The sequence below is a fragment of the Azotosporobacter soli genome (assembly GCF_030542965.1).
GTDB lineage: Bacteria > Bacillota > Negativicutes > SG130 > SG130 > Azotosporobacter > Azotosporobacter soli.
This window is the reverse complement of the sequence record NZ_JAUAOA010000008.1, coordinates 38,396-61,366: the sequence shown is the minus strand read 5'-3', so window position 1 is coordinate 61,366 and position 22,971 is coordinate 38,396. Positions and strand designations below refer to the sequence as shown.

Here is a 22,971-nt window from a genome sequence, read left to right as displayed (position 1 = left end):
AGCAAACTTAAAAAGAAGATTGCCGCGCTGCGCTCGCAATGACAAATGCGACATAACACATTAAAACGCATTTAAACGCAAAAATCCCCCGCAAGGTACAAAAGCACCTTACGGGGGATTTCATTCATTATTCTACAGTAACACTCTTCGCCAGATTTCTCGGCTTATCCACATCGCAACCACGCGTAACTGCTGCATAATAAGCCAGCAGTTGCAGCGGAATCACTGCGAGGATCGGCGCAAGGAACTTGTCCACCTTCGGAATGAAGATCGTGTGATCCACATACTTCTTGATTTCATCGTCCCCTTGCATCGCAACGCCGATAACCACCGCGTCGCGCGCCTTCACTTCCTTGATGTTGCTCAGCGTTTTTTCGTATACATCATGCTGCGTCGCCAGTGCGATGACCGGTACGCCTTCGATGATCAGCGCCAGCGTGCCGTGCTTCAGTTCGCCTGCGGCATACGCTTCGGCATGGATGTAGGAGATTTCTTTCAGTTTCAGCGAGCCTTCCAGCGCCACCGCGTAGTCGAGCGAGCGGCCGATGAAGAACACGTCTTCGTTGAAACCGTATTGCTGTGCAAACGTCTTGATCTCTTCGACGTCTTCGAGCATTTCATGCACTTGGCCCGGCAGATTGCGCAAACCGGCGATCAGTTCGTGCGTGCGTTCTTCGCTCAGCGTGCCTTTGAGACCGGCGATGTAGATCGAGAGCATCGCCATGCTGACGAGCTGCGTCGTGTAGGCTTTGGTCGAAGCGACCGCGATTTCCGGGCCTGCCCAGGTCAGAATCGTGTTGTCCGCTTCACGCGAGATCGACGAGCCGACGACGTTGGTCACGGCCAGCGTCTTCGCGCCGAGGCGTTTCGCTTCTTTCATTGCAGCCAGCGTGTCGAGCGTTTCGCCGGACTGGCTGACGAAGATCGCCAGCGTGTGTTCGTCAACGAGCGGCTGACGATAGCGGAACTCGGACGCCACATCCACTTCGACCGGGATGCGGGCCATGCTTTCGATGTAGTATTTGCCGACGATGCCTGCATGGTAAGCGGTGCCGCAAGCTACGATAACCACTTTGCGGATCGCGGCCACTTCTTCGCGGTTCCATTTCAGTTCGTCGAAAATGATTTTGCTGTTGTTGGTCGCCAGACGGCTGCTCATCGTTTCGCGGATCGCCTTCGGCTGTTCGTAAATCTCTTTGCTCATGAAATGCTCGTAACCGCCTTTTTCGGCAGCTTCGGCATCCCAGTTCACTTCAAAGACTTTCTTGTTGACCGGCACGCCCTGACGGTTCGTGACCCAGACCGAATCCTTCGTTACGACGGCCATTTCGCCGTCGCTTAAGATGTAGGTCTTGCGGGTGCGTTGAATGATCGCCGGGATATCCGACGCGATGAAGTTTTCGCCTTGGCCGAGACCGATGACCAGCGGATTGTCCTGTTTCGTGCAGATCAGTTTTTCCGGTTCGTGCTTGGTCATGAATACCAGCGCATACGAGCCGGTGATTTCGGAGAGTACTTTTTTGACCGCGGCTTCAAAGTCGCCTTCGTAGTATTCTTCGACCAGATGCGCCACGACTTCGGAGTCGGTTTCGGAGGTAAAGACATGGCCTTTGCTGATCAGTCTTTCTTTGAGGTGCATGTAGTTCTCGATGATCCCGTTGTGCACGACTACGAAGTTGCCGGTGCAGTCGGTATGCGGGTGCGAATTGACGTCGGAAGGACGGCCATGCGTCGCCCAGCGGGTATGACCGATGCCGATGTGACCTTCGAGCGGGCTTTGTTCCAATTTCTTCTTCAGGATGCCGAGACGTCCTACGCTCTTTTTGTTGTGCACTTCATTGCCGTCAAATACCGCGATGCCTGCGGAATCATAGCCGCGATATTCCAGCTTGGAAAGTCCTTCGATCAAAAATGGGGAGGCCTGCTCCGGCCCGATATAGCCAACGATACCACACATAGTTGTTATTCCTCCAATAATTCTCTTTTTAAAGATCCGTGTTTCATCGTAGAGCGCATCCGCGCTCCGCTCCTGACGCAGTCGCTTTGTCCCGACGGTCGCCCGCCGGTTTTGTCGCTGTTTAACGGCCTCAGAATGGCCGGGAGGTATCCGCTGACCGGTTCGATAAACCTCCGCCTCGTCCTCTCCACTTGCATGAGAGCCAGCGCTGTAAATCCGTATCTTCGGCTTTTTCTTCGTTCATCAACCACCACCTTTCACGGTTTCCCGGAGACTGCTCAAAAAAGGGCAGGTGCTAGGCGCACCGAGGAGGGTGCAGCGCCGCGTACACGCCGGTACGCAAGCAAGCCCCCCGCAGGAGCAACAACGCAGATGCCATTTTTTCAGCAGTCTCCCTCATAAGAGACGCAAAGGAGCGCCTTCGCGCCCCCTTGCACTGTATCTATTTTACTCGAAACGACTCTTCCGGTCAACTACTTCGCTTCGCCCTGCTCCTGGCGGACGACCGCGGCAATTTCGCCGACAATGCGGTCAAGCTGTTTTTGATCCGGGCCTTCGGCCATCACGCGAATCAGTGGCTCGGTGCCGGACGGGCGCACCAGGATGCGGCCCTCTTCGCCCAGTTCTTGGTTGCCTGCTGCAATCGCGGCGGCAATCTTGGCGTTGGTTTCCCAGCCTTCTTTGCCGAGCACGCGCACATTGACCAAAAGCTGCGGATATTTCGTCATGCAGGCCGCAAGCTGCGACATCTTTTGACCGCTGGCTTTCAGCGCGACCAGAAGCTGCAGCGCGGTCAACACGCCGTCGCCGGTGGTGCTGTACTGGCTAAAGATGACGTGGCCGGATTGTTCGCCGCCGAGCACGTAACCTTCCTTGCGCATCAGTTCCAAAACGTAGCGGTCGCCGACCGCAGTGACTTCAATCCGTCCGCCTGCTTTCTTGATCGCCTGATGCAGACCGATGTTGCTCATCACGGTCGTGACCAGCGTGTTGTCTTTGAGCGTGCCTTTGTTCAGCATGTCGAGCGCACAGCTGACCATGATCTGGTCGCCGTCGACAATCTCGCCGTTTTCATCGACGGCCAGGCAGCGATCTGCGTCGCCGTCATGCCCGATGCCGATATCCGCGCCGTGTTCTTTGACCGCAGCCTGCAAACTTTCGAGATGCGTCGAGCCGCAGTGATCGTTAATGTTGATGCCGTCCGGCTTGTTGTGCAGCACGACAACCTCCGCGCCGAGGCGCTTGTAAATCGTCGGCGCGACTTCGTACGCTGCGCCGTTCGCGCAGTCGACGACAATTTTCAAACCTTTTAAATCACCGGCCACCGTGGATTCCAGATAGTCGATGTAGTGTTTGACCAGATCGCGATGCACTTCGAGCGTGCCGATGTCCGCGCCTTCTTTGCGCGGCATTTCCTCGATGCCGACCATGACCAGTTCTTCGAGTTCTGCTTCGACTTCGTCAGGCAATTTGTAACCGTCGCCGGCGAAAAATTTAATACCATTGTCATAAAACGGATTGTGCGAGGCCGAAATCACCGCGCCCGCCTGTGCGTTCATATGTCCCGTCAGGTATGCGACAGCCGGAGTCGGCACGACGCCGAGCAATACGGCCTTGCCGCCTGCCGAGCAGATGCCCGCCGCCAGCGCGTTTTCCAGCATTTGACCGGAAATCCGCGTGTCGCGTCCGATCGTGATGACCGGCTTGCAGTCGCAGGCCCTACCAAAATAAGTCGTAGCCGCCCAGCCAAGGCGAAATGCCATTTCCGGCGTCAATTCACGGTTCGCTAAACCGCGCACTCCATCTGTTCCAAACAATCTTCCCATCTGTAATATGAGCTCCTTTCAGACATGTAGTTTACATATGATAGTTGCGTATAATTTCCCGGGCAATATTGAGTCCGTCGAGCGCGGCGCTCATGATGCCGCCGGCATAGCCCGCGCCTTCGCCCGCCGGGTATAATCCTTTTACGTTCGTGGACTCGCGGTTTTCGCTGCGCAGGATTCGAAGCGGTGCGCTGCTGCGCGTTTCGACGCCGGTCATGCGCGTCGCCGGATGGGCGAAGCCATGGATTTTGCGGCCGAATACCGGCAGCGCTTCTTTGATTGTGTCGGCGACAAAATCCGGTAAACAGCGACGCAAATCGCCGGCAATGACGCCCGGTTTATAGGTCGGCTTCGTCGCCGACAATTGCTTGCCGACGGTGTTAGCCATGAAGTCTCCAATCGTCTGGATCGGCGCTTTGTAATCCCCGCCGCCGACTTTAAAGGCCGCACGTTCCCATTTGCGCTGGTATTCGATGCCGCCGAGAACGCTGCCGCCCCAGTCTTTTGGCTCTACATTGACTAAGATCGCACTGTTGGCAATGCCGGACGAGCGGCTGTACATGCTCATGCCGTTCGTGGCGACGCCGCCTTCTTCCGATGCGGCGGCCACGACGAGTCCGCCCGGGCACATGCAAAACGAATAGGCAGTGCGGCCGGTGGCCTTATTGTGATGCACCAACGCGTATTCGGCGGCAGGCAGCTCGGGATGACCGGCTGTCGGGCCGTATTGCGCGCGGTCGATCTTTTCCTGCGGATGTTCGATGCGAACGCCGATCGCAAACGCTTTCGGTTCCATTGCAACGCCGCTTTCGTGCAGCATCGCATAGGTATCACGCGCACTGTGGCCGATCGCCATGATGACGATCTCGCTTTGCAACGTTTCGCCCGCAGCGGTGACGACGCCAGTGACTTTGCCGTCTTCACTCAGCAGCTTGACGACCTGTGTCTCAAAGCGGACTTCGCCGCCGAGCGCAATGATTTCTTCGCGCAGCGTCTTAACGACGATGCGCAGACGATCAGTGCCGACATGCGGTTTATGCAGATAAGCGATTTCCGGCGGCGCGCCAGCAGCGACAAAGGTGTCGAGAATTTCGCGCATCAAAGGGTCGTTGACGCGGGTGGTCAGCTTGCCGTCGGAAAACGTGCCTGCGCCGCCTTCGCCGAACTGGACGTTCGATACCGGATCGAGTTCGCCTTTGTCCCAAAATTTCGCAACATCCTTGCTGCGCCGTTCCACGTCGCGGCCGCGTTCTAAGACCAAGGGACGATAGCCGTTTCGCGCTAGCGTCAAAGCGGCCAGCAACCCGGCCGGGCCCAGTCCGACGACAATCGGACGGCTGGTCAGTTTCTGATCGCCTTTGACCAGCGCTTCGGCGGAGGCTGTTTCCATCAGGCTGACGTCTTTGTCCTCGCCGAGCTGTGCAATGACCTGCTTGGGGTTTTTCACAACAGCGCCAAGACTATATACGAAGCAGATATTTCCCTTGCGTCGTGCATCGACCGCTTTACGCAGGATAACCACCTCAATGATTTCTTGAGGTGGTATCCGCAGGCGTTTTGCGGCAATCGCCGACAGGGTTGCCGTTTCCCCTAAATTGACTCGTACATTTGTAATTTTTAACAACGTTCTTTCTCCTTTACTGTTTGCGGATCAGAATCCGAACCTTCACTGCGGACGGAGCAACGGCGATGCCGTCTTTCGCCTGCAGCGGCACGTCGATTTCCGTGTCTTTATCCAAACCAGTCAGATTGACCGGCTCGGTATAAACAAACTCCATTTTTTCCAATATTTTTTCGCTGCCGCTGGCTTCCACCTTGTTCGGCATCGTCATAATGGCTTCCATACGCATGCCTTTCGGCAAATCGCCAAAAGTCAACGCTTTGATATCCAATTGTTTCTTGCCGATCCCTTGCAGGATCTGTACCGCCACCTGAATATGATCCGGCGCGATTTTGACGCCTTCGACGACTTTGTCGTTACTGTTTAGGATTTGAACCGGCGCTTCTGCGGTGAAATCAGCGTTGCGGCCGCTGATATCGACTACGGCGACCACCTTATTGACGGTTTCCAAGAGATTTTGCGGTCCTTCAATGCTGACGGTCTGCTGCGAAGCGCTGACTTTGCTGACCATGGTGCCGACGCTCGGCGTACCGCCCAGTCTCACTTCAACGGGAACCTGCCGGGCAATGATCGGCTCCAGACGCAGGTTGATCTTTTCAGGAAAGACTTCTGCGACTTCCAGATTGGTCGGCACGGCTGTATAGACCTTGACCGTGGAGCGGCCTTCGCCGATGCCCTTGAGATCGATAAACGCCTTGATTTCCTGGTTCTGCAAATTGATCAGCAGGTTGCGCGGCGCGCGCACCTTGATCTTGACCTTTTCCGGCACATCCAAAAGTGACGTCGCAGCCGCCTGGTTCCTAACCTCCAACGGGACTTCGACGCTCGATTCAATCATCGGATTCTGGTCGTTCATGACATAGACCCACAAAACGACGGCCAGGATCAATGCAAGTATTTTAGCGGGCATGTTCTTTTGTGCCGAAAATTCCATGACTACTGCCTCCAGTTAAAGTTAAACAGGTTGGTTAAGGCCGCGGGCGCTCCGTTTTTTGCCGCAAAGAGCGGACGCAGGTTGTCTTTTAGCTCGGTAGCGTCGCTAAAGCGGGTCAGTTTGCCGCCCTGCGCGACCGATACGATGCCGGTTTCCTCACTGACGACGATTACGGCGGCATCCGTCTGTTCGCTGACGCCGATCGCCGCGCGATGCCGCGTGCCGAGTTCCTTGTTCAAGCTGCGGTCTTCGGTCAGCGGCAGCAGGCAGCCTGCTGCAATGATCCGGTTCCCTCTGAGCACCGCCGCTCCATCGTGCAGCGGCGTGTTGGGAATGAAGAGATTGACGAGGAATTCGCTGCTGACCAGGCCGTCTACCTTGATGCCGGTCTCGATATAGTCGTTCAGACCGGTATCGCGTTCCACGACGATCAGCGCACCGATCTTGTTGCGCGCCAGAATGGCGACCGCTTTAACCATATGATCGAGCAGGCTTTCGGTTTCTTCTTCATTGAGCAGCATATATTTCTTAAACATCTTGCCGCGACCGAGTTGTTCGAGCGCGCGGCGCAGTTCGGGCTGAAACACGACCGGCAGCGCGACCATCACGACGGTGAGCGTCTTTTGCAAGATCCAGAAAATGACGTTAAGCCCCAGCCATTTGCTGACCAGCGTCGCAATCAGCAGCATGATCAGTCCTTTTAAGAGAGCCAAAGCCCGCGTGTCCTTGATCATGACGTAAAGGCGATATAGTACGGCAGCCACAAGCAGAATGTCGAGGACATCCAGCAGACTGATGGTGGTAATGATAGCCTGAATTTGCGATAGCATGAATTCTGTGCTCCTTATGTCCTAAAATGACCATTAAAAGAACTTTATTCGCTCCGTAAGCAGTTAAAACCTCCATTTTTAACTAAAAAAAATCATGCCTGCGCATTTTTTTTGCGAAAGGCATGATTCTTGCTTATTAGTTTACAATTTTACGGTTTATTTCGCTTCGACGATCCAGCCTGCAGGCGCTTTGACTTCGCCGAACTGAATGCCGCACAAGGTTTCATACAATTTCCTCGTAACAGGCCCCACTTCCGTTTCACTGTGGAAGACATGCAGTTTGCCGTTGTACTCGATGCCGCCGATCGGCGTGATAACGGCCGCCGTGCCGCAAGCGCCGGCTTCGCTGAATTCGTCAAGCTGTTTGATGAAGACGTCTCTTTCTTCGACCTGCAAACCAAGATACTCTTTTGCTACCGCCATCAGCGAGTATTTCGTGATGCTCGGCAGGATCGAGTCCGATTTCGGCGTGACGAATTTTCCGTCTTTGGTGATGCCGAAGAAGTTGGCCGCACCGACCTCTTCGATCTTGGTGTGCGTAGCCGGATCGAGATAGATACAGTCGGCAAACCCTCTCTTGACAGCCTCTTCATGCGGATGGAGGCTGGCCGCGTAGTTGCCGCCGACCTTGGCAGCGCCGGTGCCTTGCGGCGCCGCTCTGTCATAGTCGGTAATACAGAAGTTGACCGGTGCCAGTCCGCCTTTGAAGTAAGCCCCTACCGGACTGCAGAAGACGGAAAAGATGAATTCCGGCGCGGTACGTACGCCGAGGTTGTCGCCGACGCCGATCACATAAGGACGCAAATAAAGCGTCGCTCCGGTGCCATAAGGCGGTACATAGTCTGCATTGGCCTTTACAACCTGGACGCATGCATCAATGAATTTTTCTTCGGAGATTTCCGGCATCAAAAGACGCTTGCAGCTGGCTGCCATACGTTTGGCGTTCTGGTCCGGACGGAAAAGCTGGATCTTGCCGTCTTTCGTCCGATAAGCCTTCAGACCTTCGAAACATTGCTGGCCATAATGCAGCGATGTGGAGCCCTCGCTTATCGTCAGCATATTGTCTTCCGTCAACTTACCCTCGTCCCATTTTCCGTTCTTCCAGACAGAGACATAGCGCAAATCTGTTTTGATGTAGGCGAATCCGAGTTTGTCCCAGTCCATTTTGTCCGCGTTGGAAGTCCCTTTTTTCTCTACAGTCATATCCGTGCCTCCTTCATAGTCGAAACATACATATCGGCACTATTATATAGCGCTTTCTGTATACACGTCAAGAAGCGCCTCTTGTTCTTCCAACGTTTCGCGAGCCACTGTCAATTGTCGTTCCCGGCTCGCGGAAGAAGTTCCACCATATGACTTACGGGCGTTCACGCAGGTTTCAGGCTGAATCGCATTCATGATGTCGGCCTCGAAGAGCGGATGAAACGACTGGAATTCGGCAAGAGACAAATCCATCAGCCATTTTTTTTCGATGATGCAATGCGCAACCGCCTTGCCGGCCACTTCGTGCGCCTGGCGGAACGGCAGGCCTTTTTTAACCAGATAATCGGCCATGTCGGTAGCGTTGGAAAAGTCCTGGCTTACAGCGCGTTCCATCACCTGTTTGTTAACCTTCATGCCGCGCAGCATCGAGGCATATACTTTAAGACTGAATTTCAGCGTGTCGATCGTGTCGAACATGCCTTCCTTGTCTTCCTGCATGTCTTTGTTGTAGGCGAGCGGCAAACCTTTCGTGACGGTCAGCAGCGACATCAGATGCCCATAGACCCGCCCGGTTTTGCCGCGCACCAGCTCGGCCACGTCAGGATTTTTCTTTTGCGGCATGATGCTCGATCCGGTGCAGTGTCCGTCGTCAAGTTCGATGAAAGCAAATTCGGCCGAAGACCAGAGGATGATCTCTTCGCTGATCCGGCTGAGATGCATCATCAGAATCGAGGCAAACGAGAGGAATTCAAGGATATAGTCGCGGTCGCTGACCGCGTCAAGACTGTTTTCGTACAGCGCATCGAATTTCAGTTCGCGTGCGACCTGATGCCGGTCGATCGGATAGGTCGTACCGGCCAGTGCCCCTGCACCGAGAGGCATCATATCCGTTCCCTGCCAGACGCCTTCGAGACGTCTGAAGTCGCGCGCCAGCATTGAAAAATAAGCCAGCATGTGATGCGCAAACAAGATCGGCTGCGCACGCTGCAGGTGCGTATAGCCCGGCATCATCACGTCGCCGTATTTTTCGGCCGTTTCGACGAGCGCCAATTGCAGATCATGCAAAAGTTCAGCAATGTCACGGATTGCGCCTTTCAGATACATATGCGTGTCGAGCGCGACCTGATCGTTGCGACTGCGCCCGGTGTGCAGTTTGCCGCCGACGGCGCCGATGCGGTCGGTGAGACGTTTTTCCACGTTCATATGCACGTCTTCGAGCGCGACTTCGAAGGAAAACTTTCCCGCTTCGATGTCGGCCAGAATGCTTTCGAGTCCTTTGATGATCGTATCCGCTTCGGCTTTGTCGATGATGCCGCACTGTCCGAGCATTCGTGCATGCGCGATGCTGCCGGTGATGTCTTCCCGATACATCCGCTGGTCAAAGCCGACGGAGGAGGTAAACTCCTCCACCAGCACGTCGGTTCCTTTGGCGAAACGGCCGCCCCAGAGCTTAGCCATTTTTCTTCGCCTCTTGTTGCATCAGCGCGCGGACTTTAAGCGGCAGACCGAAGAGGTTGATGAAACCTTCGGCGTCTTTTTGGTTGTAGACATCATCATAGCTGAACGTAACGAAACCTTCGTGGAAGAGCGAGTACGGCGATGTCGCGCCTGCGCTCATGATGTTTCCTTTGTACAGCTTGAGTTTTACATTGCCGGTCACGGTTTGTTGCGTGTTGTCGACGAAAGCGTCGAGCGCTTCGCGAAGCGGCGAGAACCACATGCCGTCATAAACGAGTTCCGCATAGCGTACGGCGATTTGTTCTTTGTAATGCATTGTCGCGCGATCAAGCGTGAGGTATTCCAGTTCACGGTGCGCATAGTACAGGATACTGCCGCCCGGAGTCTCATAAACGCCGCGGGACTTCATGCCGACCAGACGGTTTTCGACGATATCGGTAATGCCGATGCCATGCTCCGCGCCCAGTTCATTTAGTTTGGTAAGCAGCGTAACGCCGTCCATTTTTTCGCCGTTCAGGGCCACCGGAACGCCTTTATCGAACGATACTTCGAGATATTCGGGCGCATCGGGCGCTTTTTCCGGGCTGTTGCAGATCATATACAAGTCAGGCAGCGGCTCATTGGCCGGATTTTCCAGATCGGCGCCTTCATGGCTGAGATGCCAGATATTGCGATCCATGCTGTACGGGCGTTTTTTTGTAACCGGCACCGGAATGCCGTGTTTTTCCGCATAGTCGATCGCGTCTTCCCGCGAGCGGATGTTCCATTCGCGCCACGGTGCAATGATTTTGAGTTGCGGCGCAAGCGCCTTGACGGTCAGCTCGAAACGGACCTGATCGTTGCCTTTGCCGGTTGCGCCATGCGCGATGGCGTCAGCGCCTTCTTTTTCGGCGATTTCGACCAGCGCCTTGGCAATGATCGGGCGCGCGAACGAGGTGCCGAGCAGATATTTGCCTTCATAGACCGCACCGGCTTTCAGCGTCGGCCAGACATAATCTTCGACGAAGGTCTTTTTCAGATCTTCGATATATACTTTGCTCGCGCCGGATTTGATCGCTTTTTCTTGTACGATATCGAGTTCATCGCCCTGTCCGACATCGGCGCACATCGCAATGACTTCACAGCCGTCATAGTTTTCTTTTAACCAGGGAATAATGACCGAAGTATCCAGACCACCGGAATACGCCAATACCACTTTTTTAATCTGACTCATATTAAAAATCCCCCTCAACAACTATTTATTGTTTTTTACATTTTCATTGAAACACAGGTACTGCGCACCACAGATTCGCTACGCGAATATATGGTTAAACTGTTACATCGTGCAACGATTTCTGTGATTGCGTCAGCAATCCGCGGTTCAAATTTTTCTCATAAAATGATTACTTATCGCACATCGTCAGCGCCATGATCGCTTTTTGCACATGCAGACGGTTTTCCGCCTGATCGAAGACGACCGATTGCGGACATTCCATCACCTCATCGGTGATCTCTTCGCCGCGATGCGCGGGCAGACAATGCAGCACGATCGCGTCCTTCTTCGCTTTGGCAAGCAGTTTGCCGTTAAGCTGGTATGGCGCAAACACGGCTTTGCGCGCGGCTTGCTGGCTTTCCTGTCCCATGCTGGCCCAGACGTCGGTGTACAATACGTCAGCGTCCGTTACGGCTGCGACCGGATCCTGCAAGATTTCGACTTTGCTGCCGAAAGCGGCGGCGTCGGCCTTCGCTTCGGCAACAATCGCCGCATTCGGCGCATAAGCGGCCGGACTGGCGATCGCGATGTCCATGCCGACTTTGGCGCAGGCATGCAAAAGTGCGTTTGCCATGTTGTTGCCGTCGCCGACATAGGCCATCTTCAGCCCTTTGAGCGTTTTTTTCTGTTCCCACACCGTGAAAATATCGGTCAGTGCCTGGCAGGGATGCAACAGATCGGTTAAGGCATTGATGACCGGCACCGACGACCATTCGGCCATTTCTTCCACCTCAGAGTGGGAAAAAGTCCGGATCATGATGCCGTCGACATAGCGGGCCAAAACCCTTGCCGTGTCTTTCACCGGTTCGCCGCGCCCGATCTGCAGATCGTTTGCGCTTAGAAAGAGCGCGCTGCCGCCCAACTGCCACATCCCTACTTCGAACGACACCCGTGTCCGCGTGGATGCCTTTTGAAAAATCATCCCCAAAGTTTTTCCCTTAAGGATCGGATGCGCAATGCCCCTTTTCTGTTCGTCTTTCAGACGAGCCGCCAAGCGAAAGATGGCGTCCACCTGTTCAGCCGTCAGTTGGTGTATGGATAGCAGATCGTGTCCTTGTAAGCACATGCCTGGTTCCTCCTATTTCAGGATTCGGTCATTGTTTCACCGTGCCCAGCACTTCGTCCAGTACGGCAATGACTTCATCCACATGATTTTCTTTAATGATGAGCGGTGGTACGAACCGCAATACGTTGCCTGCGGTACAGTTGATGATGATGCCCCGCTCGAGGCATGCTTCGACGATTTCCCGTCCCGGTTGCGTCAGTTCCGCCCCGATAATCAAACCCTGTCCCCGTACTTCTTTGATCAGAGCGGGGTATTTTGCTTGCAGGCGTTTGAGCGCTTCCCTAAGATAAGCGCCGACGGCAATCGTATTTTCCAGCAGTTGTTCCTGTTCCATGGCATCGAGCACCGCATTGCCTGCCGCGCAGGCCAGCGGATTGCCGCCGAAAGTAGAACCATGGTCGCCGGGCGAAAACGCCGCCGCGACTTTTTCCGATGCCAGTACCGCGCCGATCGGCACGCCGCCGCCCAGTCCCTTGGCAAGCGTTACGATGTCCGGCTTGATTGCGCTGTGCTGATAAGCGAACATTTTTCCGGTCCGTCCTACGCCAGTCTGGATTTCGTCAAGGATTAAGAGCGCACCGTGTTTGTCGCAAAGCGCGCGAACCTTTTCCAGATAATCGGCAGCCGGAACGTAGACGCCGCCTTCGCCTTGAATCGGTTCAAGCATGACCGCACAGGTCTTGTCGGAAATCATCGCTTCCAGCGCGGCCAGATCTCCGTAAGCAACATAGCTGAATGCGCCGGGCAAAGGCCCAAAGCCTTCCTGGTATTTCGGCTGCGCGGTCGCGGTCAGCGTCGCCAACGTCCGGCCGTGAAAGCCATGCTGCGCGGTGATGATTTCCCGCCGCTCGCCGCCTTGTTTGGCCGCATACTTGCGTGCCAGTTTCATCGCACCCTCGTTCGCTTCTGCGCCGCTGTTGGCGAGAAACACTCTTTCCAGGCCGCTGGCCGCAGCCAGTCGCTTGGCCAAAAGCGCTTGCGCTTCGGTGTAGTAGAGATTGGAACAATGGATCATTTTTCCGGCCTGGTCGGCGATTGCCTTGACCAGGCCGCTGTGACCATGTCCCAGCAGATTGACCGCGATGCCGGCCAGAAAATCGAGATAGCGTTTGCCCTCGTTGTCAAACACATAGGGGCCTTCCCCGTGACTGAGGACAATATCGTAACGCCCGAACACCTGCATATAATGCCGGCTGTCGAGTTCTTTCACTTGCGCTTTATCCATCTTGCAGCCTCCTTCTTACCCGACCACTTCGGTGCCGATGCCCTCTGTCGTGAAGACTTCGAGCAGCAGAGAGTGGGATTGGCGGCCGTCAATGATGTGCGTCTTTTTCGCGCCGCCGGAGAGCGCCCGCAGGCAGGCTTCGACTTTCGGAATCATGCCGCCGGCGATCGAACCGCCTGCGATCATTTTTTTCGCCTGTCCGACCGTCAGCGTCGAGATAAAGCTCGACTTGTCCTGATAATCGGTATAGATGCCTTCGACGTCGGTCAAGAGCAGCAATTTCTCCGCCTTCAACGCACCGGCGATCTCGCCTGCGACGTAATCGGCGTTGATGTTGTAGCTGGCGTAGTCGTCGCCCTCTCCAACCGGCGCAATGACCGGGATATATCCTTTGTCAAGCAGATGACCGATCAGTTCGGTTTGCACATTGGCCACGTCACCGACAAAGCCGATATCTACTTTGCTGACCTTGCCGTTTTCATGCACCTCGGCCAAATGTTTGCGCGCCTGAATCAGGCTGCCGTCCTTGCCGCTCAATCCCACCGCCTTGGCGCCGTTTTGGTTGAAAAGACGGACGATTTCGCTGTTCAGCTTGCCGACCAGCACCATTTCTGCGACATTCATCGTTTCGGCGTCGGTGACACGCAAACCGCTGACAAACTCGGTTTCTTTGCCCAGCTTTTTCAAATAGCCGGTGATTTCCGGCCCGCCGCCATGCACGACAACCGGTTTCATGCCCAGGCACTGCATCAGGATGATATCCTGAATCACGCTGTGTTTCAATTCTTCGCTGACCATCGCATTGCCGCCATATTTTATCACTACGGTCTTACCGGCAAATTTTTGAATGTACGGCAACGTCTCAATTAACACTTGCGCTTTGTTGACTGGATTCGTCATCATATCCGCATCCTCTCCTTTAGGTATGATATTCACCGTTGATTTTCACATATTCATAAGAGAAATCGCAGGTCCAGACGGTAGCCGCCTCACTGCCCACTCCTAAGTCAACCACCACATTGATGTCATGTTCAGCCATCACGTCTTTCAGTGCGCCCGTTTGATCGGCGACGCCCTGTCCTTCTTTGACAACCGGCAGTCCGCCGATCGTCAGCGACACTTTTTCCGGATCGGCCGCCGCTTCGGAATAACCGACTGCGCAGAGAATGCGCCCCCAGTTGGGATCCTGTCCGAAGAACGCGGTCTTGACGAGCGGTGATTTGGCAATTGCCATCGCCGCCTTGTGTGCATCCGCTTCACTCGTTGCACCCTGAACGGTGATTTCAAGAAACTTGGTCGCTCCTTCGCCGTCGCGCGCCACCAGTTTTGCCAAGTGGATGCATACGGCAGTCAGCGCTTTTAAAAAGGCGCCGTAATCTTCGCCCGCAGCTTTCGTAATCGCAGCGTTTCCTGCCAGAGCATTGGCCAGAACCGCGACCATATCGTTCGTACTGCTGTCGCCGTCTACCGTAATGCGGTGAAACGACTGATCAACCGCATGTTTGAGCGCCGTTTGCAAAACGTCTGCCTCAATGTCGGCATCCGTCATGATAAAGCAGAGCATCGTCGCCATATTGGGATGAATCATGCCCGATCCTTTTGCCAACCCGGCAATCCGTACCGGTTTGCCGCCCAGCGTGAAGTCGACGCTGCAGGTCTTGGGGAACGTATCGGTCGTCATCATCGCCAGCTTGACGTCTTCAAACCCGTCAGCGCTACTTTTCTCGACCGCGCTTTTGATGCCGGCGCTAATTTTGCCCATCGGGAGCGGCACTCCGATCACACCGGTCGATGCCACAATAACTTCATCCTGCGCTACATTAAGGAGCCCTGCCGTCTGATGCGCCATTGCCTGCGCATCCACTTGCCCCTGCACGCCGGTGCAGGCATTGGCACAACCCGAATTCACCACGATGGCCTGTACTTTACCGTTTTGTACGACTCTGCGGGAAACAACGACCGGAGCCGCCGCCATCGTATTCGTCGTGAACACAGCCGCACCGTTCGCCGGAACTTTACTGTAGAGTACAGCAACATCTTCCTTGCCGCTTTTCTTAATGCCCGCTTTCACACCGCCGCCGTAAAACCCTTGCGGGATTTTCATATCTTCAATTTGCATCTTCATTCCTCCATCATTCACTCGATTTCATCAAGGATATAAGGGTACGAGTTCCAGTCCGGCCTTTTCGTCGAATCCGGACATAACGTTCATATTTTGCACCGCTTGTCCGGCTGCGCCTTTGACCAGGTTATCGATCGCCGATACGACGACGACCCGCCCGGTACGCTGGTCGAGATGCCAGCCGATATCGCAGAAATTACTGCCTCGGACATTCTTCGTCGCCGGATAGCCGCCGAGCCCAAGCAGTCGGATAAAATATTCCCCTGCGTACATCTCTTCGAATGCGTTCGTGATTTGCTGCGGCGTAACGCCGTTTTTCAATTTTCCATAGCAGGTGCTGAGTATGCCGCGGCTCATCGGCACCAGATGCGGCGTGAACGTAAGCGTCAATGCTTCCCCCGCCAGCAGCGACAGCGCCTGTTCGATTTCCGGCGTATGCCGGTGTCCGGCAATATTGTACGCCTTAAAATTTTCCCAGGTTTCGGTGAAATGACTGTTCATGCTAAAACCGCGTCCCGCGCCGGATACGCCGGACTTCGCATCGATGACCAGACTGTCCGTTTCTACGAGTCCCGCCTTCACAAGCGGCGCAAGCGCCAGAATCGAAGCCGTTGTATAACAGCCCGGATTGCCGACGATTTTGGCATCCTTAACCTTGGCGCGATTCAGTTCGGTCAGCCCGTATACCGCACCGGAAGCGGGATGCGTATGCTTTACCTTATACCACTCTTCATATACCGCTTCGTCGCTGAAACGATAATCCGCTCCCAGGTCGACGACCTTGACGCCTGCTTCAGCCAGCGCTTTGCCGCTGGTCATTGCATGTCCGTGCGGCAGCGCGATGAAGACCAGATCGCTTTGCGCAAGTTCTTCCAATTGGTTCATACTGCCGAGCACCTTAGTTTCAAGACCGCGCAAATGCGGATACAACTGATCGATAGCCTGCCCGGTACTGCTTTCCGATGTAATATGGAGAAGTTCCGCCTCTGGATGGGCGGCAACCAAACGGATAAGTTCAGCTCCGGCATAACCGGTAGCGCCTATAATACTGACCTTCATGTCCATACCTCCCTTGCACTGTTTTAATTATACATCATCATTGCATAATAATGCAATGATGATTGCAACTTTTTTCATAAACTTACTTTTGAACATCGCAACACGAAGACACGAAGCTACAAAAGAAAGAAAAAGAGACTAAAAAAAATTCACTCTTCCCTTCTTCACAGCTTCGTGTCTTCATTTCTTCGTGTCAAATCTCATAAGTTTCTTCCCCTTTCTACAAGTATGGTCCTGTAAACTGAATCTTCGCGCCGCACTGCAGACATTCCTGCCCCACTTCAGCAGACATATCTCCGGCAAAACGCTCCAACAATACCGCCCCGCAATGCGGACAACAGCTGTTTTTTTCCTCGCCCGCCACGTTGCCGATATAAACATAGTGCAAATGCGTTCGCGCCGCCTCCTGCGCTGCGCTTAGCATGCTCAGCGGCGTCTCTGGCGCAGTGAACTGATAGTCCGGATGGTAGCGCGTCAGATGCAGCGGAATATCCGGATTAATGCCCGCCAGCCAGCGCGCCAGACTTTCGACTTCCGCCAGATCATCGTTATGCCCCGGTACCAGCAGTGTCGTTATTTCAACATGGCAACGCCGAGCGGCCATCTCCACGCACTTTAGCACCGGCGTTAATTCCGCGCCGCATATTTTCCGATAAAACTCTTTGTTAAACGCTTTGACGTCAATGTTTATCGCATCAATGACTTCAAGCCACCTTTTCAAAGGTTCTTGGTTGATGAAGCCATTGGTCACGACAACATTCTTCAAGCCCTCTTCTCTGGCTGCCTGCGCCGTATCCCATACATACTCATACCAAACGGTCGGCTCCGAATAGGTGTAAGCCAAGCCAATGTTGCCCCTCTCACGGTAGCGCAACGCCAACGCAACGGCGTCCTGCGGCGATAGATACTTCGTTGCCGGTTCCTGCTGCGATAACGTCCAATTCTGGCAATAGCGACAACTCATATTGCAACCGAACGTGCCAAGCGACAATACCTTTTGTCCTGGAGAAAAGTGATACAGGGGCTTCTTTTCCAGCGGGTCAAGCGCACAGGCCGAACATTGTCCATAATTCAAGCTGTACAATCGGCCGCCGTCATTGCGTCGAACCCGGCAAGCGCCGCTCTGCGCCGCTTTTATTTCACAGCCTTTCGGGCATAGCCGACAGCCTACAGCCCCGTCATGACCTGCTTCATAATATAGCGCTTCCCGCATGTCTTTCCCCCTCCCCAACTCAGGTATAGCGAACGACGGTAAAGCGGTACATCGTGACCGCTTCACCAGGCACAATGCCCGCTTTTTGCCGGACAATCGCAATTTGTTCTTCCACCGTATTGACGCCCTCAAGCTGCGGCAAGAGCAACCCCTTGCGCCAGCCGCTTTTTAAAATCAAGCCATAGCGCGCCGGATCAAGCTGATTCTCAGCCGCAATCTCTTCCGGCGGCGTCAGCACATCGACCGAAATCTCGAGTTCCGGCAATTCCGCTTCCTCCACCTTGGGAAAGCGCGGATCCTGCGTCGCCGCCATTACCGCATTGCGGATGATCTCATGCGCAACGTCCGTTTGCGTCGGTTCAAACGTTCCGATGCAACCGCGCAGACGTCCCTGCTTTTTCAAAGAAACAAATACGCCCGCGCGCCCGGCCAACTCCTCCGGCAACCGTTCCGGAAGCTCCGGCATTTCAGCAACGTGCAAATGGCTGCGCAGCGCCGCCCAGGCTAATTCTACTGCTGTACTATGCGTTTTATTCATACGGCGCCTCCCTTCGCGTCAAGAAACGGTTTGTAAATCGCCACCGCGTAGCCGACGCCAAAAGGCGCTTCGTAAGAGAGCAACTCGACTTTTGTTTTAATCCCCGCCAGCGCGCCCAGCAAAAAGAAGATCGGCCGCAACCCGCATTGCCCCGCCTCTTCAACTAATTCCGGCGACAGGCGATGCAGCAAATGAAGACTGTTATCACGCACAGCCGTCAAAACAAGCTCGTCAAATTCTTTGCCGCGCGGGCTGTAACCATTTGGCGCACCCGCGTCGAGGCGATGCGACAAATCACCGGAGGCAACAACGACAACCCGCTTGACGCTAAGACGTACCGCTTCCTGAACCGCTACCCCAAACATTTCCATTTGCCGATACTCGAGCATGCCTACTGATAAATAGACGATTTCGCCTTTAAAGCCGGCATCACGCAAATAGTAGAGCGGCACCAACGCGCCATGATCAAGCTCAACCGAAAGACGATAACGCTGTGCCGACTCTTCATCGATATTGACCACCGGAATCCCTTTTTTCTCGCATTGTCCGCCGATGCGCAGCGCAAGTTTGCAATCATTGGCAAATTCCAACGCCGTTTCAGGCGCGCCAAAGCGGCTAAAGTTTCCGCACAGCGCCGGTATGCGTGAAATTCCTACGGCATTGCGAAACATCGGCCCATGCGGCGAGATAATGATGATCGTATCCGGTTTATACTTGTTGATGTACGTTGCCACCTGGCGTGCGGCATTGACTGTTTTGCGAACTTTTTCAACATCCTCCTGCCCAATTTCCGGTACCATAATCGGCGGGTGCGGCAGTAATGCTCCAGCAATAATCACGCCCATATCGGTCACATCCTTTTTCTCCAGCTCTCGCCTCAGTTCCATAACAATAATTTCCATAAACAAACGAAAAACTCCTGCCGACTAGCCAAAGCCAACCCCGATAAGGTACAATTGTTTTATCTGCTATTCAAGAAGGGGGTTTCACGTTGCGGATTTTCCGTTTTTTATCGGTATTATGCGTTTTATTTCTGATTTCGTTTGGCATCAGCGGCGGAGCCACCTTGTGGCAAAAATGGTCTTCCACCCTCCCCGCTTCGACTTCGGCCGTTCTGCCCGCCGATACAGCGGCCAGCGTTAACGAAGCCGCCGGAGCCTGGGATCGGATCTGGAGAATTATCGCCCTAAAGAGCGCGGTAGAAGGCAAATTGGATCGCCGAAACTATGTGAAAATAAAAGACATTCCGCTCACACTGCAACAAGCCGTCATCGCGACAGAGGATCATCGCTTTTACAATCATGTCGGTTTTGATTTCGAGGGAATTCTTCGCGCCACCTTAGTCAACGTGCAAGCCGGCGGCTACGCCGAAGGTGCGAGCACGATCACGCAGCAGCTGATCAAGAACTTATTTCTCTCGCAGGATAAGACCATCACCCGTAAAGCGGAAGAGTTCGTTCTTGCGGTCGATATGGAGCTACGTTATTCTAAAGAGGAAATCCTCGAAATGTATCTGAACAGCATTTATTTCGGTTCCGGCGCCTACGGCATCGGACCGGCCGCGAAGATCTATTTCGGCAAACCGCCTGCCAATCTTAATCTGCCGGAGGCGGCGCTGCTTGCCGGCATCCCCAACGCACCATCGCTCAATTCTCCCTACGTTAATTTCCAGGCCGCTAAGCAGCGACAAGCCATCGTCCTAGGTGCAATGGTCAAGTACAACTATCTCGGCCCCCAGGCCGCCGAAGAAGCACGTTTAACGCCAGTCTGGCTGGCAAATTAAAAAAGACCCGCAAGATTCCAAACGGAACCTTGCGGGTCTTTGCTTTTAGAAGTAGCTCTTCATCGGACGCCATTCAGGCGACCCGACATCCAGTTTGTCATGGACAAGCGTACGTGAAGCTTTTTCAAGCGTGAATTCTCTAATGTACGTTTCGCGGCTGATTTCTTCATCTTGTTTAATCAAGATGCCTTCATTTTGAATGTTGAAGGCCAAGAGCGGAAAATATGAATCGCGCTGCAATTCGCGAACCAGCACTCCCATACGCGTCGGCGATTCGAGTTCTTGGAAATAACGGCTCAGCGTCTTATACGAAGCAAACGTGATTGCTTTCGGATGGTCTAAAAGCGGTGCCAATTCCGGGAAGTACTGACGCACTTCTTTTACTTTAATCGGCATGTCTGGAGAAATACGCTGAAAACGCACCAACGCGTCCGGTTTTTCGCTTTCATAGCCTACTTCCATCGAAAAATGCAGACCTTGACGGGTAAACGAATAGGTATAAAAAGCAGCTTTTGCTTTTTGATGTCCTTTTTCTTCCCAGTTCGCCTTTGTCCAAAGTTGTCCGTCCTGATCGATAACCAGACGGTGTTCGCCATATTGTTGGGCCATTGCACCGCGTGTATCGCCAAGATTAGCGGAAGCAACCCCTCCTACCGTAAAGAACATGGTAAAAATTAATGCACTGATGATTCGCTTCATTAAAAATCTCCCTTCCGGCTCTCGTAAAACTACTCTAGTATATATTAGACCTGAATCAATATTTTCCTGCTTGAAAATTGCTTCAGCTTCATTTTTGCGCGATTTTAGCATTCGCTTTTGAATGTTTCATAAAAATAACCCTCGATTCCTCGAGGGTTTGCTTATAAATGGTGCGGTCGAGTGGATTTGAACCACCACGAGGTTGCCCCCACTAGCTCCTGAGGCTAGCGCGTCTGCCGTTCCGCCACGACCGCAAATATCACGTATTTCAGCGACATTTATTATGTTACCATAACAAAAACACACTGTCAAATATATTTTTATAAAAAGCCAGAAAAATTTTATGCATCCCATTTTCCTTTGCCGTAAAACAACTCCGCCTTCAACACCTGCTCACGTCGAACTTCCCAAAGCGTCGCCTGAACGCTCTTTTCCTGCAGCGGCAGGCTAAGATATTGATCAGGATCGACCCAATTCAACGCAAAAATTCGCTGCCAACTGTCTCTCACCCGTCCCTCCAGATCGCCGTCCTTTTTGGTATGTCCCATCGGATAGCGTAAACCACGTCGCTGCCGTTCCAACTCAAAAGCGGCATCATCCGCCAATGATTCTCCCAAATACCAGCCGTTCAGCACATGGTGCCAAAGGATGAAATCAGACAGCACGACTTGCTCGGCCGGAATCGAAAATTCGATCCGCATTCCCGGCGTTCCTGGCGGCAGCTGGCCGCTATAGCGCATGTCCGGTTTCGGCTGGTGATCGCCGTGCCAATGGTACCACGCCCAGAGCGGATAAGCGTCTTCATGCGGTGGTGGACCGATCCGCGCTATCATTTCGTCGCGCATCCACTGATAAGCCGCTAAAAATGCGATTTCGGCCACTACAGGTCGGCACCACAGTACCCCGTCCCGCTCCAATTCTTGCCACGCCGCCAATGACTGAATCGTCCACAACTGCAGCTTTCCATCCCCCCGCCGCATTTCAGCCCCTCCCCGCACCGTTACTCCTGCTATTTATTTAGCTGTTTTTAATCCAATTCCTGCAGCAGCGCCAACAAAAGTCACTAAGAGCGGATGACGTTTCACCACAGAACACGAAGAAGTTCATTTTAAACCACAGCTACCTAACGGTACCACAGAAGCCGTTACGCGGCTTAACGGTTAAAACAGTCAAATCGCGTAGCGATTTCTGTGGCGGCTATGCCGCCTGTGGTTCAAATCGTTTGTTAACCACAGATGTAAAAAAAGCCTCCATCTTTCGATGGAGGCTTTGAAACAATTAACGTTTCGAGAACTGCGAAGCTTTACGAGCTTTCTTGAGGCCGTATTTACGACGCTCTTTTTCGCGCGGATCGCGCGTCAGGAAGCCAGCTTGCTTCAGAACAGGACGGTATTCAGCGTCTACCAGAAGCAGCGCGCGAGAAATACCATGACGAACAGCGCCGGCTTGACCGGACGGGCCGCCGCCCTCAACTTTTGCAATTACATCATATTTACCAAGAGTTTCACTTACTTCCAAAGGTTGCTTAACGATGAGTTCCAACGTCTTGCGACCGAAGTAAGCGCCAAGTTCGCGTCCGTTAATGACAATCTTGCCTTCACCCGGAACCAGACGAACTCTGGCAACCGAGGTTTTTCTCCGACCAGTGCCGTAGTATGTAACCAATGCCATTTGTGTGTTCCTCCTTCCGGATTATCTTACGTTAATTTCAAGTACTTCTGGTTGTTGAGCTGCATGCGGATGCTCAGCACCGCGATATACATTCAACTTGCGGAACATTTGACGTCCCAGACGATTCTTCGGCAGCATGCCTCTGATCGCCAGTTCTACCATACGCTCCGGCTTGTCGGCCAACATTTGACCGGCAGTAGTGAACGTAGTGCCACCAACATAACCGGAATGGCGGAAATAGGTCTTTTGGATCAATTTCTTGCCAGTCAACACGATTTTGTCAGCGTTCACAACGATGATATGATCACCGGTGTCCACATGAGGAGTAAAAGTAGGTTTATGTTTGCCGCGAAGTACTTTTGCAACTTCTGCGGCTAATCTACCTAATGTTTTGCCTTCTGCATCTACAACATACCACTTGCGCTCGATGTTAGAGGCATTCGCCATAAAAGTTTTCATGCGATCTCCCTCCTTGTCACAACATTTCTAAATATAGTGATTTTTTTCTATGAGT

Annotated in this window: 21 protein-coding genes and 1 tRNA gene; 1 reads left to right on the top strand and 21 read right to left on the bottom strand. The window is 53.6% G+C overall.

Annotated features, from left to right (window positions below; all coding sequences use genetic code 11):
• Window positions 1-127: 127 nt before the first annotated feature.
• The 16 genes from glmS to QTL79_RS09360 all read right to left on the bottom strand — a co-directional run bounded on the left by glmS (window position 128) and on the right by QTL79_RS09360 (window position 19,206).
• On the bottom strand, window positions 128-1,957 hold the full coding sequence (glmS, locus tag QTL79_RS09435; RefSeq protein ID WP_346354718.1) for a glutamine--fructose-6-phosphate transaminase (isomerizing): 1,830 nt from the start codon (window positions 1,955-1,957) through the stop codon (window positions 128-130).
• Between the two features lie 473 nt (window positions 1,958-2,430).
• Window positions 2,431-3,783, bottom strand: coding sequence for a phosphoglucosamine mutase (gene glmM, locus QTL79_RS09430; RefSeq protein ID WP_346354717.1), 1,353 nt, complete (start codon window positions 3,781-3,783; stop codon window positions 2,431-2,433).
• 31 nt (window positions 3,784-3,814) lie between these two features.
• Entirely contained in the window at window positions 3,815-5,407 is a 1,593-nt protein-coding gene (locus tag QTL79_RS09425; protein WP_346354716.1) for an NAD(P)/FAD-dependent oxidoreductase, read from the bottom strand.
• Between the two features lie 13 nt (window positions 5,408-5,420).
• On the bottom strand, window positions 5,421-6,338 hold the full coding sequence (locus QTL79_RS09420; RefSeq protein ID WP_346354715.1) for a CdaR family protein: 918 nt from the start codon (window positions 6,336-6,338) through the stop codon (window positions 5,421-5,423).
• Between the two features lie 2 nt (window positions 6,339-6,340).
• Window positions 6,341-7,168, bottom strand: coding sequence for a diadenylate cyclase CdaA (gene cdaA, locus QTL79_RS09415; RefSeq protein ID WP_346354714.1), 828 nt, complete (start codon window positions 7,166-7,168; stop codon window positions 6,341-6,343).
• 156 nt (window positions 7,169-7,324) lie between these two features.
• Window positions 7,325-8,371, bottom strand: coding sequence for a branched-chain amino acid aminotransferase (locus QTL79_RS09410; protein ID WP_346354713.1), 1,047 nt, complete (start codon window positions 8,369-8,371; stop codon window positions 7,325-7,327).
• Between the two features lie 42 nt (window positions 8,372-8,413).
• Window positions 8,414-9,829, bottom strand: a complete 1,416-nt coding sequence (gene argH / locus QTL79_RS09405; protein ID WP_346354712.1) for an argininosuccinate lyase — start codon at window positions 9,827-9,829, stop codon at window positions 8,414-8,416.
• Window positions 9,822-11,042, bottom strand: a complete 1,221-nt coding sequence (locus QTL79_RS09400; protein ID WP_346354711.1) for an argininosuccinate synthase — start codon at window positions 11,040-11,042, stop codon at window positions 9,822-9,824. The genes argH and QTL79_RS09400 overlap by 8 nt, the downstream gene beginning before the upstream one ends.
• Window positions 11,043-11,211: 169 nt before the next feature.
• Window positions 11,212-12,147, bottom strand: a complete 936-nt coding sequence (gene argF / locus QTL79_RS09395; protein WP_346354710.1) for an ornithine carbamoyltransferase — start codon at window positions 12,145-12,147, stop codon at window positions 11,212-11,214.
• A 28-nt stretch (window positions 12,148-12,175) separates the two neighbouring features.
• Window positions 12,176-13,372, bottom strand: a complete 1,197-nt coding sequence (locus QTL79_RS09390) for an acetylornithine transaminase (RefSeq protein ID WP_346354709.1) — start codon at window positions 13,370-13,372, stop codon at window positions 12,176-12,178.
• A 15-nt stretch (window positions 13,373-13,387) separates the two neighbouring features.
• Window positions 13,388-14,272, bottom strand: a complete 885-nt coding sequence (argB, locus tag QTL79_RS09385; RefSeq protein ID WP_346354797.1) for an acetylglutamate kinase — start codon at window positions 14,270-14,272, stop codon at window positions 13,388-13,390.
• A gap of 19 nt (window positions 14,273-14,291) precedes the next feature.
• Complete coding sequence (gene argJ, locus QTL79_RS09380) at window positions 14,292-15,491, bottom strand: bifunctional glutamate N-acetyltransferase/amino-acid acetyltransferase ArgJ (RefSeq protein WP_428845472.1); 1,200 nt, start codon at window positions 15,489-15,491, stop codon at window positions 14,292-14,294.
• Between the two features lie 30 nt (window positions 15,492-15,521).
• On the bottom strand, window positions 15,522-16,553 hold the full coding sequence (gene argC / locus QTL79_RS09375) for an N-acetyl-gamma-glutamyl-phosphate reductase (protein ID WP_346354707.1): 1,032 nt from the start codon (window positions 16,551-16,553) through the stop codon (window positions 15,522-15,524).
• A gap of 220 nt (window positions 16,554-16,773) precedes the next feature.
• Entirely contained in the window at window positions 16,774-17,766 is a 993-nt protein-coding gene (gene amrS, locus QTL79_RS09370) for an AmmeMemoRadiSam system radical SAM enzyme (RefSeq protein WP_346354706.1), read from the bottom strand.
• Window positions 17,767-17,785: 19 nt separating this feature from the next.
• Complete coding sequence (gene amrA, locus QTL79_RS09365; RefSeq protein ID WP_346354705.1) at window positions 17,786-18,304, bottom strand: AmmeMemoRadiSam system protein A; 519 nt, start codon at window positions 18,302-18,304, stop codon at window positions 17,786-17,788.
• Complete coding sequence (locus QTL79_RS09360; RefSeq protein WP_346354796.1) at window positions 18,301-19,206, bottom strand: class III extradiol dioxygenase subunit B-like domain-containing protein; 906 nt, start codon at window positions 19,204-19,206, stop codon at window positions 18,301-18,303. The genes amrA and QTL79_RS09360 overlap by 4 nt, the downstream gene beginning before the upstream one ends.
• A gap of 89 nt (window positions 19,207-19,295) precedes the next feature.
• Here QTL79_RS09360 and QTL79_RS09355 point away from each other — a divergent pair, with 89 nt between their 5' ends.
• On the top strand, window positions 19,296-20,087 hold the full coding sequence (locus tag QTL79_RS09355; RefSeq protein ID WP_346354704.1) for a transglycosylase domain-containing protein: 792 nt from the start codon (window positions 19,296-19,298) through the stop codon (window positions 20,085-20,087).
• Window positions 20,088-20,132: 45 nt separating this feature from the next.
• Here QTL79_RS09355 and QTL79_RS09350 read toward each other — a convergent pair whose 3' ends face one another.
• The 5 genes from QTL79_RS09350 to rplM all read right to left on the bottom strand — a co-directional run bounded on the left by QTL79_RS09350 (window position 20,133) and on the right by rplM (window position 22,916).
• Entirely contained in the window at window positions 20,133-20,786 is a 654-nt protein-coding gene (locus QTL79_RS09350; protein ID WP_346354703.1) for a hypothetical protein, read from the bottom strand.
• A gap of 168 nt (window positions 20,787-20,954) precedes the next feature.
• Window positions 20,955-21,040, bottom strand: a tRNA-Leu gene (locus QTL79_RS09345).
• A gap of 87 nt (window positions 21,041-21,127) precedes the next feature.
• Entirely contained in the window at window positions 21,128-21,766 is a 639-nt protein-coding gene (locus tag QTL79_RS09340) for a DUF3841 domain-containing protein (RefSeq protein ID WP_346354702.1), read from the bottom strand.
• Window positions 21,767-22,064: 298 nt separating this feature from the next.
• Complete coding sequence (gene rpsI / locus QTL79_RS09335) at window positions 22,065-22,457, bottom strand: 30S ribosomal protein S9 (protein ID WP_346354701.1); 393 nt, start codon at window positions 22,455-22,457, stop codon at window positions 22,065-22,067.
• Between the two features lie 21 nt (window positions 22,458-22,478).
• Complete coding sequence (rplM, locus tag QTL79_RS09330; protein ID WP_346354700.1) at window positions 22,479-22,916, bottom strand: 50S ribosomal protein L13; 438 nt, start codon at window positions 22,914-22,916, stop codon at window positions 22,479-22,481.
• Window positions 22,917-22,971 lie beyond the last annotated feature (55 nt).